This window comes from Geobacillus sp. 46C-IIa (assembly GCF_014679505.1).
Classification (GTDB): Bacteria; Bacillota; Bacilli; order Bacillales; family Anoxybacillaceae; genus Geobacillus.
Map to the genome: position 1 here is coordinate 2,948,371 of NZ_CP061474.1, position 16,352 is coordinate 2,964,722.

A 16,352-nucleotide genomic window follows, 5' to 3' on the forward strand; every position below is an offset into this window, starting at 1 on the left:
TTCCACTTTCTCATGCATAAAATCGTTTATATAAGGAGGAAAAACTATGCACATTGCCATCAATGGCGGAACCGGACTCATCGGTCGGGCGCTCGCCTGCTACTTTTCTGGACAAGGGCATGACGTTTATATTTTCACCCGCTCACCACAACCTTCTAGCGGCAATATCCATTACCTTTCCTTCAACGATAGCCGGAAACCGGACTCCATCGATGTGGCTGTGAACTTGGCCGGCGAGCCGCTCAATCGAAAGCGCTGGACGGCGAAACAAAAAGCCGTGATTGTTGACAGCCGCCTTCAGACTACCGAAGCAATGGTCAAGTATCTCCACTCGCTATCTAAGCGCCCGTCGCTGTTTATTAACGCGAGCGCCATCGGCGTTTACGGCACCTCCGACTCTGCTGTGTTCACCGAGCAAACGGACGATTATGGCGCTGATTTTCTCGCGAAAACGGTTCGAGCGTGGGAAGCAGCGGCCCGTCCAATCGAACAGCTCGGCATCCGTACCGTCTACGCCCGGTTTGGCGTCGTCTTCGCCCGCCACGGCGGCGCCTTGCCGATGATGGTCATGCCCTACCGTTTGTTCATCGGCGGTCGGGTCGGCAGCGGACGACAATGGCTGTCATGGATTCATCTTAAGGACGTCACCCGCGCAATCGCCTATATTGCTGAACATGACAAGCTGTCGGGTCCCGTCAACTTCACCGCGCCCCATCCCGTGCAAATGGACGAATTCGGTCGTACGGTCTCCCGCCTGCTTCGTCGCCCGCACTGGCTTCCGGTTCCTGCGGCAGCACTTCGCCTTCTCCTCGGCGAAATGAGCATGCTTGTTACGGACGGGCAACGCGTCATTCCAGAAAAGCTGCTGCAAGCCGGGTTTCGCTTTTCATTTCCAACGTTAGAAGATTGTCTCACGGATTTGTTTTTGCCGCAAAGCTGACAAAAAATATCCAAAAAAAATTAACAAAAAAGCAATTCCCTTTTTACATCTAATCGTGTATGATAAAGAAGACTTCAGGGCAGTTGTTGTTTATAACCGCATACGGATAGGAATAAAGGGAAGGCAAATGGTGCGCCACCAGCGCTCGCGCTGGTTCTAGTGGGTTCGATTCCCACCCCGAAATTTTTTTAATGAAGTTTTAATAAAAAAATTTCGAGGGTGGTTTCCCGCTAGGAGGCTGCCCTCGGTATCCAAAGGAGGGATTGGCCATGCTGAAAAAGCGCGAGCTGCAAGACTGCCATGCGCTGTATGAGCTGATAGTGCACCCGGATGTCTTCCCTTTTGTGCGCCAGAAAGCCGGCTCGTACGAAGAGTTTTTGTTCATGACGAAACAGCTCATTGAAGCGGAAGAACGCGGCGAGCTCATTTCGCGCACGATCTTGGACGAATGGGGAAACCCGATCGGCACGATCAGCCTCTTTGATATCGAAGATGGCGCCGGCTTTTTAGGGACGTGGCTTGGCAAACCGTACCACGGACTCGGCTACAACCGGCGCGCCAAAGAAGCGTTTTTCCATGAACTATTTTATGAACTTTCCATCGAAACGGTATTTTTGCGCATCCGCAAAGTCAATGTTCGCTCGATTAAAGCGGCGGAAAAGCTGCCATATGTGATGCCAGCCAATGAAACGCGGCGGGCGCTGCTCGAGCAAATCGGGGCGGACGTGTACAATTTGTATGAAATTACGAAAGACAACTATACGCTTTATACGATGCGCCATCCCTCCTTCACGCTTGAAGAGGAACAACGAAAAGAAGCGTAAGTGCGGGAGGCCGCATGACGATCCAAAAAGAGGCTGTCCGTCCGGACATCCTCTTTTTTATGCATAAAAGCGGCTCATATCGTCCAAAATGGAACTGAAGGAATATTGATGCAAAGCGAGGGAACGAGCGATGGCGGAAAAACGAAAACGCGAAAAAGGAAAACATACGCTGACAAGCGCTCAGGAAGTGAGCTATGCCCGCGATTTTAAAATGGCCGACCAAGCGGGCGGGTATACGGCGAAAAAGGCGCGCCATTAGAAACGATTGCTATTTATACAACCGCTTTGTCCTTGCCATCCTAATGAATGAATCGTACGATTCACCACTTTTCGATAGGGGGCATGGACGATGGGCCGATCTCGCGGACAACGGACACGTGACAAAAACAAGGCGACTTTGCCGCAGGTGCCGAAACAACTGAAATCCGACGGCATTGACGTCGAGTATTCCGAAGAATTTGCCGACCATGAAGACCTCGAGGCGCAAGCGCGCGCTGCAGCAGCTGGCATCCGCCGGCAAGAACGCAAACGGTAACCGAACAGGGTGTCCCGCTTAACGGGGCACCTTTTCCTATGACGTGGGTACTTTGCTGACATGCAGACGTTTTGCAGATCATCCATGGCCGGAAGCAAATCGTGCGGTCTCTTCTCCTTGGCGATTCATTTGCCGCTTGCCTGCCATTCCCCCTCCGCCCTCGCTTGCAGGCAGAAACGTTCCTTTGGAATTGAAGATCACTCCCGTTGTCTCAACCGGTTACACCATCGTTTCTCCTTCCAACTGGAGCATTTGGCTATATCGCCTGTAAAACAGTCCAAGCTCCCCTTTGTAATTAGGTTTCCATGGTTTTTCTTTGCCGCAATAATGAATGAAGACCGTATGCTTCTCAATCCAAGATAAATCATGCTTTGGATTCGGCAACAGCTGTAAAAAGTCATAGTAACGGGCGTCGTAATTGTAGCGGTAGCCGTCGACCGGTTTGATTTTGTCCCAATACAGCCCGTTAAGCACATCTTGATCGGGGAGGACGAGCTTAAACCGGTTGTCGCGAATGAACTGATAAATCTCCTCTAGCCGGACGTGTTGCCGCATCATCGCTATGTCCATCATCATTACGCCTGTGTTGAAATAGCCTTTGGCATTCGGCGTCTTTAACCGAAGCTTGTTGAACAAGTTGGCCACTTTCGTGGAATGTGTATGTTCGGCAGCGATAAACCAATTTCCTTCAAAATCCATCTCATACAGTTCATCGATCGGGTTAATGGCGACAATATCCGGGTCAAGGTACAATACGCGCTCGACATCCGAAGGCAGAAACAAATGGGCCGCCAGCCGATAATACATCTCGGCCGTATAGTGACGAAACACCGGAGCATCATGAAACAGTTGTGGGTCGACATAAATCGGCATCAGTTCATGCCCTTGCTTGCGGACGAAATCACTAAGCGCTCGGATCTCCTCCTCCGCAATGCGCGAATAAAGCAAATAAAACGTAAACGGGCGCCGGTTATTGCAAAATAACGAATGCATGAGCACTTTTAACGGCGGAAGATAATTGGCGTCTGCCGTCACTAAAATGCGGAACATGCACCATCACTTCCTTTGCGTCATCGTTTCCCCTTTCTTTACAATTATATATAGATGCAGGCGAATGTTGCGCGCTTTTGGTCTCAGACAACGATGTTTTCTTGCCGACCGCTGCAATCGGTCGCCTCTTCTTTTGTTTGAAAAGGGGGATCAGCTTCTATGCCATCAGCGCAGTGAAACGCATCTTTGCTGTCTCCCTAACTGATTTTGCCGTCACATATTTTCCGGATTTAATATTTAGACTATTTACAATTATCCGATAAAATTTTATAATAACGATAGCGAGCTGTCTCCTGCCAGCTTGGCCGCTTGTGCAGACCAGACGGCCGCACCATCTGTTCGTCCCGTTGCCTATCAGGCAACGTCGGTTGACTGCGTTCATTTTCATATCACCGTCACCAAAAAAAAAGAACTGTGCGGTCTGACGGCATCTCCGCGCCGGGATGCCCCCTCAGTCCGCTTGAGCCGGTTCCTGTTTCGCACCTTTTGCAAGGAACCGGCTTTTTGCATGTGAAAGAAAGGAGGGAATCCGATGGGAGGAGCGCTCGATGGCGTCCGTGTTCTCGACTTGTCGCGCGTGTTGGCCGGTCCATACGCGACGATGATTTTAGGCGATTTAGGGGCCGATGTCATCAAAATCGAGGCGCCTGGCGGGTCGGATGACACCCGGTTTTGGGGGCCGCCGTTTCAAAATGGCATGAGCGCTTACTATACAGCTGTCAATCGCAATAAGCGGAGCATGACCGTTGATTTAAAAACGGAGGAAGGGAGAAAAACGGTCTGTCGCCTGGCGGAAACAGCCGATGTCGTCATCCACAATTTCAAAACCGGAACGATGGACAAATGGGGGCTTGGCTATGAAGCGCTGTCCCGGCTGAATCCGCGCCTCATCTATTGCTCGATCACCGGGTTCGGCGAAACCGGGCCGCTTGCTCCGCTCGCCGGCTACGACTACATCATTCAAGCGATGAGCGGCTGGATGAGCATTAACGGCACCCCTGACACCGGTCCGCTCAAGGTCGGCGTAGCCGTTACCGATGTATTTACCGGCCTGTACGCTGCCATCGCCATTGAAGCGGCATTGCTCGCCCGCGAAAAAACGGGGCGCGGGCAAAAAATCGACCTATCGCTCTTTGACTGCGCGATCGGCGCGTTGGTCAATGTCGCCGCCAATTACTTATTATCCGGCGACATCCCAAAACCGCTTGGCAATGAACATCCGAACATCGTTCCGTATTCAACGTACGAGGCAAGCGACGGTCCGATCGTCATCGCCGTGGGCAATGACCGGCAGTTTCAAGCGCTTTGTTCGCTGTTGTCCGATCGTTCGATCGGGGCCGATCCGCGCTTTCAGACGAATCCAGGCCGCGTCGCCCACCGCGACGAACTCAACCGGCGGCTGAACGAGGAGATCAAACAACGGACGCGGGCGGAATGGCAGCGCCTGCTCGCTGAGAAAGGCATCCCGTGCGGCCCGGTGCAGACGCTGGACGAACTGTTTCGCCATCCGCAAACGTCAGCGCGCGAAATGACGGTCACCATGCACCATCCGGCCGTCGGTCCGCTCCCGCTTGTCGCCAGTCCGCTCAAGCTATCCGGAACACCCGTATCCTACCGGCTGCCGCCGCCGCTCGCCGGCGAGCATAACGGCGAAGCCGAAACCGGATGGCGAAACGGGCAAGCGCCCCAAAGCGGACAGAACGAATCGCCATGACCAATGGAGAGTCACTGCTTCTTACAGCGGCTGGGCGTCCGCAAGCGTTGACTTATACAATCATCTTTCATCAACAAATTCATGCATAGGGGGATCAAAACGATGATGAACTTCGACTTTACACCAGAACAAGAGATGTTGCGGCAAACGGTGCGCAAGTTTGTCGACAAAGAAATTATGCCGTATATCAAAGAATGGGATGAGCGCGGCGCATTTGACCGCAACATTTTCAAACGGCTCGCCGAGCTCAATTTAATGGGCGTCTGCATTCCGGAGCAATATGGCGGCATGGGGATGGACTACAACTCGCTCGCCATCGTCTGCGAAGAGCTCGAGCGCGGCGACACCGCCTTCCGCACCGCCGTCTCGGTTCACACCGGGCTCAACAGCTTAACGCTGCTGCAATGGGGAACGGAAGAACAAAAACAAAAATATCTCGTCCCGCAAGCCCGCGGGGAAAAAATCGGCGCGTTTGGCCTGACCGAACCAAACGCCGGCTCGGACGTCGCTTCGATTCAAACGACCGCTGTCCGCGATGGCGATGACTATATTTTAAACGGACAAAAAACGTGGATTTCCCTTGCTGATATCGCCGATCATTTCCTCGTATTCGCCTATACGGATAAATCGAAAAAGCATCGCGGCATTTCCGCTTTTATCGTCGAACGGACAATGCCCGGTTTTTCGTCGCGCCCGATTAAAGGGAAGCTTGGCATCCGCTCCGGCAACACAGGCGAGCTGTTTTTTGACAACGTCCGCGTCCCGAAAGAAAACTTGCTCGGCGAGGAAGGTGAAGGGTTCAAAATCGCCATGTCCGCGCTTGACAACGGCCGCTTCACCGTTGCCGCCGGCGCCGTCGGCCTCATTATGGCGTGCTTGGAAGCGAGCGTCAAATACTGCCATGAACGAAAAACCTTCGGCAAAGAAATCGGCCGCCATCAACTCGTTCAGCAAATGATCGCCCGCATGGAAGCCGGCCTGCAAATCAGCCGCCTGCTCGTCTATAAAGTCGGATTTTTGAAAAACGAAGGCCGCCGCTGCACGCGGGAAACATCGCTCGCCAAATGGATCGCCTGCGACTACGCCAACCAAGCGGCCGATGACGCCGTTCAAGTCCATGGCGCTTATGGCTACTCGAACGAATATCCGGTCGAACGCTACTTGCGCAACTCAAAAGCGCCGGTCATTTACGAAGGCACGCGCGAAATTCATACGATCATGCAGGCGGAGTATGTGCTTGGCTACCGCGAGGACAAACCGCTGCGCAAAACATTGCCGGCATGGCGGCCAGACGAGGACTAAAACAACTGCGAAACAGCGGCGGCCCCATCTCGCCGCCGCGCACAAAAACGCGGCTGTCCTCATCCGGCGATGAGGAGCAGCCGCCTATTGTTCTTTCTCGTCCATTTTGCAAAATTGTTTGTACAAATCTTTCAGCGCTGCACAAAGCGCGGAATGCGCTTTGCCTAAATACCCCTCGTCAAGCTGAGCCAACAGCTCGTCAATGCCGTCGCGCAGCGAATGGCCGCGAAGCAGCCGGGCGACATAGTCGCGCCCGTGTTCAGTGGCAAGCGTGCACGACGCCTCAACGATCACTCCGTACTTTTTATCAATTTCCGCCGTAATCGTTAACGTATCGTAAAGGCTTTTCGCCGCCATTCCGGCTGGCAGTCGCGCATGGCCGGCGATAAACTGCGTTTTCATTTGCTTTCCCTCTTTCCTTTCTCGCCTGATGTTTACTGCGTCATCTGCCATGTTATTTCGCTGCCCCGTGCCGTTTTCCCTGCCTTTTTGTTGACAATCGGCCAAGGACGAAGGGTTATTCCTCCTGTTGCTAATCGATAATGCGGAACTGCTTTAACATATAGTCAAACCGGGCGCCATGCCCTTCGCTCGCTTCAACAAAATACCGTTGCTCAATAATAAACGCGCCGCCTTTTCCATTTGAAACGACATAATATTTGACGACTTCGTCATTCCACTGATGCCCGGCTTCCCCGTGAATGACATAGCCAGCCACCGGTTCGTTCACTTTTCCGGTTTGAATGATGACCGAGTATTTCTCCTTTACTTCCTGCTCTAGCTCGGTGGCAACCGCCTCTGGAGATCGGTCCGTCACTTGACGAATTTCCATATATACCGGCGGAATGTTGGCGCCCCCTTGATGAAGCGGTACAATCCAGTCGTACCCGTTCTTTGTTTCGAGCCGGTACATACTTTCATCGATGTAAATGATATAGCCGGCTTTCCCTTCATTCAACATCACCTCTTTTTGTTCCTTTTGGCCTTCTATTTCCTCCGTGATCACTTTTTTCGGGGCAAACCATTGCCTCACTTGATCGATCGCCGCCTGGCCAGGGGCGGTGAACAAAAATGCCAGCACAACCGTTGCCGCCACGGAAGCCATCGGCCATACCCACCTGCCTACACGGCGGCGTTTCCGTCGCTCTTTTACCATACGGGAGCGAATATGCACCCATACATCCTCTTTCTGCTCCGCTGCCTCATCCGTTCCGTACAGCAACGCCGTCTGGATCATTTCGTCCCATTTCCGCTCATCCATTTATCGCACCCCTTTCTCCCTCTATTTTCATCCATTTCATTAGTTGGCCTCGCGCTTTAAACAGCCGCGATTTTACAGTATTGACGTTTAAATCGAGAATGTCGGCGATTTCCTCATCGGTGAATCCTTGCAAATATTTCAGCACTATGGGAATACGCTGCTTTTCCTTCAACCGCCCGATCGCTTTGTACAGCTCTTCATACTGTGCAAACGCGTAACGCTCTTCATACGACAGAAAACCGGCAGCTCCCATCTCCTCGTTCAAGATGGCAACAGCGCGCTGTTTTTTCATAAACCGCCGGCATTCATTGATCAAAATGCGGTAAAACCATGGCCGAAACGGCCTAGAGGGGTCAAAGCGCCCGATATGGTCATATACGCGGATAAACGTTTCCTGTACAGCATCCACCGCGTTCGCACTGCTTCCGGTCACCGCTGCCGCCACGCGCAAAGCATATTCTGCGTAAAGCTGATACAATTCAGCGAATGCTCCTTCATCGCCGTGCCGAATCCGCTCGATCAGCTCCCTCTCCATCTCTCCACCTCCCGAAAAGGGGTTTTCACTTTATATACCCGTGATAGCGGCTAAACGTTTTTATTTTTATAAAAAAAAAGCCGCTTGCTTCGTAAACCTGGCAAGCGGCGATCATTTTCCTATTCACATTTAGCTTGGCTACATGGATAAGGCGCGAGTGCTCTCCCATCTCACCCACGCCCCGCTATGTGGATCGATGGAGGCAAGGCGGAGCCAACCGTTTTCAACTTTTTGGCGAAATTCGCCGTTTTCGTTGAGCAACCGTTCGATATAATAAGACGGCGCCTCAATAATGACGAGCAGGCGGAGCGGAGAATGGAACAGCTCGCGGTCAGATGCCGCAACCGACTGCCACGGCAAGCCGGTCAGCAGGTCGCTTCCGTTCCCTTGCATGACGCCGATGCCGCCTGTAACCGTCTGGGTCGTTTTATCGCCGCTTCCGTAGTAGTGCGGTGCGACAGTTGACGCGTAATATTGCAAGTTGATCCACTGACCGACGGTCGCCGGCCCGGCGATAATGCCTGCCAACGCTTCACCGGTCGGATCCTCGCGCCAATCGTAGCTATGCAAAAACACTCTTCCGTCCAAATGGACACCTTTTGTTAATGCCCTCCGGCCAATGAAAAAAGAGGTGTTTCCGGCTAATCCCCATTCCGGACGAACTTCGCTCCAGTCAACCGCGCGGCGCTGCGCTTCTGCCACCGGGTCGAGCGGCATGCCGCCAACATGCGGCAGCTTCGCCATCCGCTCAGCATTCGCATGACGGCTCACACCGTCAAGGACCTGCTTGAGTTGGTCAAACGACCGCTGAGCCGCTTCTGATAACGGCGGCACATCCAACCAGCGCAGTTCGTCAACGGTCGTGATATGTTCCGCAGCGACAAACACCGTCTCCTCCGGAATAACCATTCCCTCTTTTGCCAGCTCGGCTCGCACGCTAGGCAAATTCGCCAATGCGGCAAACACGCGGGCGTTAAATGCTCCGGCGGCGCCGCCGCACGCTCCGCAGTCAAGCGCCGAGGCGTACGGGTTGTTTGCCGTTTCGCTTTCGTGGCCGCAAACGACGACAAGGGGGGCAAACGAGGACGTCAGGCCGATGTTGACAAGCAGTTGCTTAACATATTGGACTTGCTCCTCTTTTGTCAAACCGACCGGCAGTCCGGCCGCTTCGTCCTCGCTATGGCGATGGAGCGACAACATCGTTTTTCGTTTTTGTTCCGTCGTCGTTTCAGCGCGGCGAATAACCCGCCCGGCCCAAGCTGGCGCTGCGCTCCGAGCGAGCGTATGCAAGCCGAGCCATGGCCCGCTCATTTCCGGAAGCAATAAGCCGGCCAATATGTGCTGCTTAATTTTTTTAAACGTTTCACCGACAAAGCGAAGCGCATCGCGCCGGCGGCGATAGGGTTTGGCTTCCTCTTGATCCGCCGTTTCGCGAATTTCATGCTGGGGCGCGACGATCGCCGGGCACGATGGGTGGGCATTATCGCTGTCAAGCGCGCGCGTTTGAATCGGCAAGCCGAAAAATCCCGCGCATCCGTATGTTTCAAACGGCCCAGCTGCTTCCAAATGACGGCGAAACGGCTCGGAACGAACGTCAATACAAAACAACAGCTGAGCTGCGGCCCGCTCCGGTTCGCTCACCGGAAGGCGCGTGGACACCGCCTCTTTCAGCCTTGCTTCATACGTATCTTCCCACGCCTCAAGCCAAAGGTGACGGCGGTCAATCCGCCAAAAGCGATCCGCAAAAGCCAGACGGGCTTGTTGTTCGTCCGGCCGCAAGCGCCGCCAGTCTTCCGGCGCCATTCCGGCCCAATGAAACCAAGCGGCCAACAACGGAAGAACATCGTTCCGATCTCCGTTTTCTTCCTCGCCTAACGGCAAATGCGGGGCGGCAAGCGCCCACTCGAGTGAGAGCCGGACAGCTAAATAACCGATCAATCCGTCCACCTCATCGCCTGCTTGACGCGATCGCCACACTGCCATGCCGGCCCAGCCAGGCAGCGCCAACAAATGCGCTTCCAAATACGCCACTGCGTCTTCGTCCTGCACCCCCAGTTTTTCAAGCGCCTGGCGCAGCGCCTCATTTTGATCGTGCGGCCAATCGAAAAGCCGCTTCCGTTCCTCTTTCGAAAGCGCTGGGTCCGCGGCGGCAAGCTGGCGCCATGCCTGATAAAAACCGCGCTCACGATGCGGAAGCGTCCATGACGCCCCGCTTTCATCATAAAACAGCTTGCACCACTTGATCATCTGTTGATCAAGCCGTTCGGTGATGTTGCCCAACCGTGCGCTGATCGGCCGGACAGCCGTCAGACGCAGCTGCGTCGCCTCCGCCAACGGTGCCAGCTCCGCGAGACCAAACGCTTCCTCCGGCACCGTGTCGTTCCAAAGGAGGGCGCGGCAAAGCCGTTCCGCTTCGTGGCGCGGCGCTGGGAGCGGCTGTTTGTCAAGCCAGCGCTGCAGCCGTCGCTCAACGAACGCAAGATCGATCTCTCCTTTGGCCAATGCTGTATGGAACACGGTCATCGGCGGATACAAGTCGATCCCATACACTTGTTCCAATCGATCGGCTGCATCGGCAAACAGCGACCCTTCGATCCCCATCCACGGATGGCGGGCGATAAATGCCGAAATCGGCCAAAGCGGGGCAATCGCCTTTGCCGCCTCCTTGACCATGTCAGCGAGCGAACGGTCTTGCACGTGATCCCTCTTTAATACTCCAACCGTTCGCTCAAGCGGCATCGCACTTTTATTCATGAGCCATTCCCTCCTTCATATAGGATGCCAAGTAATGCGGATGCGTCTCCATTGCCGCTAGGCGCGGTTCTCCAAGGTGAACAAGCCGCATATACAAACGAATGGCGAGCGCTGACGTGCGCTCGTTCGCAATCCAAGAGACAGCGAGCGCCGCCGCAGCGAATAACATGCCTGCCATCCATTCGAACAGAGCAGTCGGAATGAACACGGATGCTCCTCCTTCACCGAAGAGCGCCATAAACTCATGGCGCACCGTTTCCGAAACGAGCGCCAAGGCGGCGACAACAGCGAAACCAAGCCAACGGCCTTCGCGAAAGTCGGCAAGCCGTCCCCAGGCGACCGCCGCCGAAGCGCCAAGCAGGAGCGCACTTAACAAGCGAGCCGGTTCACCGGGAGCTGCGAACCAAAAGGCTGCCCCAAGCAGTGCGCCAACGATCATACTGCCCCGCCATGAACCTCCCGCTTTTCGATACCCCGCCCGGCCCACTCGCGGGACGACCGAACCGGACTGCAGAAAAAGCGTCGCTTTAAACAACCCGTGCAACACTAAATGCACAACCGCCGCCCCATAAGCGCCAAGGGCGCATTGCACAAGCATGACGCCCATTTGCGCCATCGTTGACGCGACAAGCTGGCGTTTATAGTCAACATGCACTAAGCTGATCCCTGTTCCGATCAAAATCGAGAAAAAGGCGATCATAAACAGTGCCGCATGCGCCTCCGTCCCACTAAAGAGCGGAGAAAAACGCCAAAGCAACAGCCCCCCGGCATTGACGAGCCCGGCATGCATGACCGCCGACACCGGTGTCGGTGTCACTGCCGATTCCATCAGCCAGCGGTGAAACGGCCATTGTCCAGCCGGGATGATCGCCGCCAAAATGAGCAGCCCGTTCATCGCTGCCTTCTCCCAGGCACCTAGACGTGCAAGGTGCTCCACTGACAACGCCGAAGCAAGCCGCCATTCGCCGGTCGCCGCCCCAAGCCAAACAACTACAACGGCGACAGCCAGCCAACTGACGCCAAATACCGCCGCCATCTGCCGGGCGACGAACCGAGCGGGCCCCCACTCTTTTTTCAACCCGGTTAATGCCACAAGGCCGATTAACGGCAACCCCCAGCATATGGCTGTTAAGCGCAAGTCACCACCCGCCCATGTGAGTGAAGCGGCAAATGCAGTCCAAGTCAACAGCGAAAAATAAAGCCGATACGCACGATCACCATGCAAATAACGGATCGCAAACCGTTGAATCGCCCAGCTAAGGAGCGAAATATAGACGCCAGCCAGCCAGGTGACTGTATCAAATCGCCATATCCCGACTTCCACTGCACCGGCGCCGATCCATCCCGACAGCGCTGCCGCTCCCGGCAGAAGCAACAGCCAGACGTGTACGTGCACATACCGCTCCGGCACGCGCGGGAATAGCCATAGGATCGCGCTGGCAAACACAATCGCCACCGCTGCCAGCCAGCCCCATACGAACCATTCAAGCTCCATAAACATCTCCTCCCCTCATCCGCTTGCTCTTTTTCGGGAGAAAAAGAAAAAACCGGCTATGTCAATCAAGCAAGGCGGCCGAAAAAAGCCGTTCCATTGCCTATCGATTGCCCATAGCCGGTTTACCTTCAACCAATCACTAGTGGACTGTTTGAAGATCTCCCGTCGCTCGTTGTGCAATAGACGCCGGTCGGTTTCCCTTCAACGAACCTAAACGGATGTAGGTTTTTTGAAGGGCTCCCGACGATAACGTCCTCTTTATTTATTGTATACTTACTATACAAAAGTTGTTTCAATTATACAACAGTTTCGCCAGCCTGTCATCTGAAAAATTTATTTCGCCAGCTGTTTTTCCAAATCGTTGAACAGTTTAAAGACGATAATCCGCTCGCCTGTCCGAGTGCTTAAATCGGTATGAAAGCTTTTCACCTGTTCACCGGTAATTTCCAAAATCATCTCTTTTAAGTCATCGACCCCTGATTCGACCAAACTCGTTCGCGACCGCTTCACGGCGAGCATCCCTTCCTTTGACTCACAAAGAGTGTATTCGGCAGGCGTCAAAATGCCATGCAAGGAAACGATAATCATATCGCGTAAAATATCGGTTTTGACAGACACCGAGCCGCGGCCGAGAAAATCTTTTTCCCATTTTGTTAATGCCTTGCTGATTTCGGATTCGATCCAGCCTTTGGATTTGTTCATGCCCCGATCCCCCTCTAGCCAACCGGCAGCCTTCTCGCCGCCCTCCGCCGCGTTGCACTGATAAACATAATTATAACGATAATCGGCGGATGACGCTAGAGCAAAATCGCAGGAGCGCCGTTAGAAAGCGAATTCAATCGCTTGTTTGCCGCTTCTTAGCCCCATCGCCATCGCGTTAGGGGCGGCTTGTTGTTCCGTCCATCGAAACGAAATGATCTGAATGGACTGCCTGTCTTGCTTGCACCGGCACACTGTCACCATCATCGGGAGCGATGCGCTTGTTTCCATCGATCAACGGTCACAGGCATCTTTTCACCTCCTTATGTTGATGATATCATGATGCCCGCTTTCATCCCACCCCTAAAGGAATGGGCTTTCTCGCTCGCGGGTCTGTAAGGAAAACCAAGCCCCCTTCTCCCGCCATCGTGCTTGCCGCTATTGGCTGCACCGGAGCGTCCGCAGCCGATTGAGCGCCGCCGCCAGCTCGAAGCGGCGCGGGCGGGCGAACTCACCGGGATGGCCGTTTCGGAAAGAAATCGAGCCAAGCCCATGTCGGTCCCACCGTTCCTCGAGGGCATCGAGCAATTGACGGACGGTCTTCTTGCCGTCAAGCCATCCTTTTCGCTCCATATACAATAATGCCGCAGCAATCGCTCTCGTCTGGCTGTCATCGACGAGCTGCTCAAGCGCATAAAGCAATAGATCGGTTGGGCCGTATTGAATGACATGCCGGCCGCGCGCGGCCGCTTTCGCTTTCTTTCCTTTTTGGCTGTTTAAGCTCTCCGGCAGCGGAATGCGCTCACGAATGCGGCCAAACGACTCTCCGCCTTCCGCTTTCCGCCCCGATGGCATCGTGGCCGCAATCTGTTTCGCTTCGCTGGTCACATCGGATGGAACATACTGTTCCATTTTGATCACACAATCGGCAATCTCAAAATAATCCCCTAACCCTCCGACGACCAGAACGGTGGAAATGCCGTAGTCGTGAAACAGCTGGCGGGCTTTGTCGATATACGGGGTGATCGGCTCGGCTTCTTTCGCAATGAGCGCCTGCATGCGCGCATCGCGCATGAACAAATTGGTAGCGCTCGTATCTTCGTCGATCAAAAACGCCGACGCCCCGGCTTCGATCATTTCGATCATGCTCGCGGCTTGCGAGGTGCTGCCGCTTGCGTTTTCCGTCGAAAAGCGCATCGTCTCCTTGCCGTACGGCAGCGTGCCAATAAACGGGGAAATATCAACATTGGCCACGCTGCGGCCGTCCTCAGCGCGAATTTTCACCGCCCCGCTGTCGGTGATGACAAACTCCCGGCCATCGCCGGCGATATGGTCATACACACCGTGCTCTAACGCCTGAAGCAGCGTCGATTTTCCGTGGTAGCCCCCGCCGACAATGAGCGTGATCCCCTTCCGGATGCCCATGCCTTTGATTGGTTCGGTGCGATGCGGCACCGGAATCGCCACCTCAAGCTCGGGCGGGCTTTGAAACGGCACCGCACCTTTCTTCAGCGTTTTGTCGCTCACCCCGCTTTCGCGCGGCAAGATCGCACCGTTGGCAACAAACCCCACCAATCCGCGCTCATGCAAATAGCGGCGGATGACGTGCTGTTGATCGGCCAGCTCGACCGCCGGTCGGATCTCCTCTTCGCGAAGGCCGTACACCGCCCGCTCGATCACGGCCGGAATTTGTTCGAAAAAGATGCTCTCGGCTTCCTTCGCTAAAATGCGCCTCCCGTTTGCCGGCAAGCCAACCGATAAACAAATGGTGATCGTCTCATCGGCGATTTGCACCGCCGTTCGCTCCAACACCTTCTGCCCCGGCGCGTCGATCCACACGAGCCCGCTTTTTCCCGACCCGCGCGCCCGCGCTGGCCATTGCCGCAATTCATGATGGACGCGGCGTGCCAGCACATCTTCGCAGCGGACGCGGCGCGGTTTCGTATTCGTCCACTCCGATGTCAACACCGTCTTCGTCCGCGGCAAGAGCACCCGAATTTTCGACGGTTCGGCAAACGGGTCGCCTTGCACATGGTCAATTGCAAGTGTAAACGTTGGGAACCGATACGTACCTTCGATCTCTTTATATGCCTTATAGCCTTTTTGGTCGATCGACCGCAGCCGTTGTCTCAGTGTTTCCATCCACTCATCCCCTTTCTTGTTCCCTTTGACTCCTGCCCCTAACAAACACCTTTCACAATGGAATCCAACCTCAAGGCTGCCCAGCCATGCCTAATGGATCTTGCGTGACAACCCCCATAGCAATGTTCAGTCCTTGCCTTTGTTCTAAAACGACCTCCATGCACCATTTTGATTGTACCGCAAACCCGACGCCTTTATCCAGAACCGCCAAAAACGACGGGCCGCCTGCTGCTTACCGATCTTTCATCCCGGTATAAATCAAAATCGCTTCTTTGAAAAACTCAGCCGCTCCCGGATGCACTTGGTCATAGTACGCTTGAAACCGTTCGTCCTCGACATACAGGCGCGCCAGTCCGGCATGCGCTTCCTTCGAATAATGGTCCCACCAGAAGGCGAGCCACTGACGGTGCAAATCCGCCGCCCGCTGCGCCGTCTCTCCGGCCGGGTCGCCATCTTGCATCGCTTCTTTCAAGGCCTCAAGCACATCTTGACTGAGCCGTTCCGCCTCATCAAACTGTTCCTTCGTCATCTTCCGCAGTCTGTCGTTGGAACGATCAACCTGTTCGTCGCCATACTTGCGGCGAATTTCTTCTCCATATTTCCGTTCGTTTTCTTCAATCAGCTGCTCCTTGAACGCAGCAAACTTTTCTTTGTCGCTCATTGTGATTCCCCCTTCTTTAGCGGCAATCGTTTTTTCAACGCTCGCAATCAACGCATTCAGATGGCGCCTTTTTTCCAACAGCTGTTGGCGGTGCTCCCTTAGCGCTTCCAGTTCATCAAAGGATGGAGAATGAACGATCTGTTTGATCGTTTCCAGATCCACACTAAGTTCACGGTAAAAGAGGATTTGCTGCAAAAGATCGACTTCGCGCGGCCCGTATAGCCGATACCCGGCTTCGCTCCATCGCGCCGGCTTCAGCAAACCAATCTCATCGTAATACCGAAGCGTCCGGCTTGTCACCCCCGCCAGTTTCGCCAGCTCATGCACTGTGTACTCCACTTCCCTCACCTCCCTATTCATGACGATACACCTTGACGCAACGTAAAGGTAAAGAGGAAAAAAGAAAAAAGGGCTCACACCCAGCCCTCATCGAACAACCA

At 54.4% G+C, this 16,352-nt stretch carries 15 protein-coding genes; 6 read left to right on the forward strand and 9 right to left on the reverse strand.

Annotated elements, in window-relative coordinates; translation table 11 throughout:
- The first annotated feature begins 46 nt into the window (after positions 1-46).
- From IC803_RS14855 to IC803_RS14870, 4 genes are all read left to right on the forward strand, one after another.
- Positions 47-940, forward strand: a complete 894-nt coding sequence (locus IC803_RS14855) for a TIGR01777 family oxidoreductase (protein ID WP_081210832.1) — start codon at positions 47-49, stop codon at positions 938-940.
- A gap of 269 nt (positions 941-1,209) precedes the next feature.
- Positions 1,210-1,764 carry a GNAT family N-acetyltransferase gene (locus IC803_RS14860; RefSeq protein WP_081210834.1) on the forward strand — a complete coding sequence of 185 codons (555 nt, stop codon included), beginning with the start codon at positions 1,210-1,212 and terminating at the stop codon, positions 1,762-1,764.
- 130 nt (positions 1,765-1,894) lie between these two features.
- On the forward strand, positions 1,895-2,023 hold the full coding sequence (locus IC803_RS14865) for a YfhE family protein (protein WP_081210836.1): 129 nt from the start codon (positions 1,895-1,897) through the stop codon (positions 2,021-2,023).
- Positions 2,024-2,113: 90 nt separating this feature from the next.
- Positions 2,114-2,299, forward strand: coding sequence for a YfhD family protein (locus IC803_RS14870; protein ID WP_081210838.1), 186 nt, complete (start codon positions 2,114-2,116; stop codon positions 2,297-2,299).
- Between the two features lie 219 nt (positions 2,300-2,518).
- Here the strand turns inward: IC803_RS14870 and IC803_RS14875 are convergent, their stop codons facing one another.
- Positions 2,519-3,349, reverse strand: a complete 831-nt coding sequence (locus IC803_RS14875) for a glycosyltransferase family 8 protein (protein ID WP_081210840.1) — start codon at positions 3,347-3,349, stop codon at positions 2,519-2,521.
- Positions 3,350-3,881: 532 nt separating this feature from the next.
- Between IC803_RS14875 and IC803_RS14880 the strand changes: the two genes are divergently transcribed.
- Positions 3,882-5,063 (forward strand): CaiB/BaiF CoA transferase family protein, encoded by a 1,182-nt coding sequence (locus IC803_RS14880; protein ID WP_081210842.1) that lies wholly within the window; start codon positions 3,882-3,884, stop codon positions 5,061-5,063.
- 102 nt (positions 5,064-5,165) lie between these two features.
- Positions 5,166-6,365, forward strand: a complete 1,200-nt coding sequence (locus tag IC803_RS14885; RefSeq protein WP_063166750.1) for an acyl-CoA dehydrogenase family protein — start codon at positions 5,166-5,168, stop codon at positions 6,363-6,365.
- A gap of 84 nt (positions 6,366-6,449) precedes the next feature.
- Here IC803_RS14885 and IC803_RS14890 read toward each other — a convergent pair whose 3' ends face one another.
- The 8 genes from IC803_RS14890 to IC803_RS14925 all read right to left on the reverse strand — a co-directional run bounded on the left by IC803_RS14890 (position 6,450) and on the right by IC803_RS14925 (position 16,272).
- Positions 6,450-6,767 (reverse strand): DUF3870 domain-containing protein, encoded by a 318-nt coding sequence (locus IC803_RS14890; protein ID WP_081210844.1) that lies wholly within the window; start codon positions 6,765-6,767, stop codon positions 6,450-6,452.
- 130 nt (positions 6,768-6,897) lie between these two features.
- Entirely contained in the window at positions 6,898-7,626 is a 729-nt protein-coding gene (locus IC803_RS14895; protein ID WP_081210846.1) for a hypothetical protein, read from the reverse strand.
- Positions 7,619-8,161 (reverse strand): RNA polymerase sigma factor, encoded by a 543-nt coding sequence (locus tag IC803_RS14900; protein WP_081210848.1) that lies wholly within the window; start codon positions 8,159-8,161, stop codon positions 7,619-7,621. The genes IC803_RS14895 and IC803_RS14900 overlap by 8 nt, the downstream gene beginning before the upstream one ends.
- A 138-nt stretch (positions 8,162-8,299) precedes the next feature.
- On the reverse strand, positions 8,300-10,915 hold the full coding sequence (locus tag IC803_RS14905) for a DUF2309 domain-containing protein (RefSeq protein WP_081210850.1): 2,616 nt from the start codon (positions 10,913-10,915) through the stop codon (positions 8,300-8,302).
- The gene (locus IC803_RS14910) at positions 10,908-12,410 is read right to left on the reverse strand and encodes an NADH dehydrogenase subunit 5 (protein WP_081210852.1); all 1,503 of its coding nucleotides are present in this window, start codon (positions 12,408-12,410) and stop codon (positions 10,908-10,910) included. The genes IC803_RS14905 and IC803_RS14910 overlap by 8 nt, the downstream gene beginning before the upstream one ends.
- A gap of 333 nt (positions 12,411-12,743) precedes the next feature.
- Complete coding sequence (locus tag IC803_RS14915; protein ID WP_081210854.1) at positions 12,744-13,112, reverse strand: Na-translocating system protein MpsC family protein; 369 nt, start codon at positions 13,110-13,112, stop codon at positions 12,744-12,746.
- A 435-nt stretch (positions 13,113-13,547) separates the two neighbouring features.
- Positions 13,548-15,251: an ABC-ATPase domain-containing protein gene (locus tag IC803_RS14920; RefSeq protein WP_081210856.1), complete on the reverse strand. Its 1,704-nt coding sequence runs from the start codon at positions 15,249-15,251 to the stop codon at positions 13,548-13,550.
- 232 nt (positions 15,252-15,483) lie between these two features.
- The gene (locus IC803_RS14925; RefSeq protein ID WP_081210858.1) at positions 15,484-16,272 is read right to left on the reverse strand and encodes a MerR family transcriptional regulator; all 789 of its coding nucleotides are present in this window, start codon (positions 16,270-16,272) and stop codon (positions 15,484-15,486) included.
- Positions 16,273-16,352: the final 80 nt, after the last annotated feature.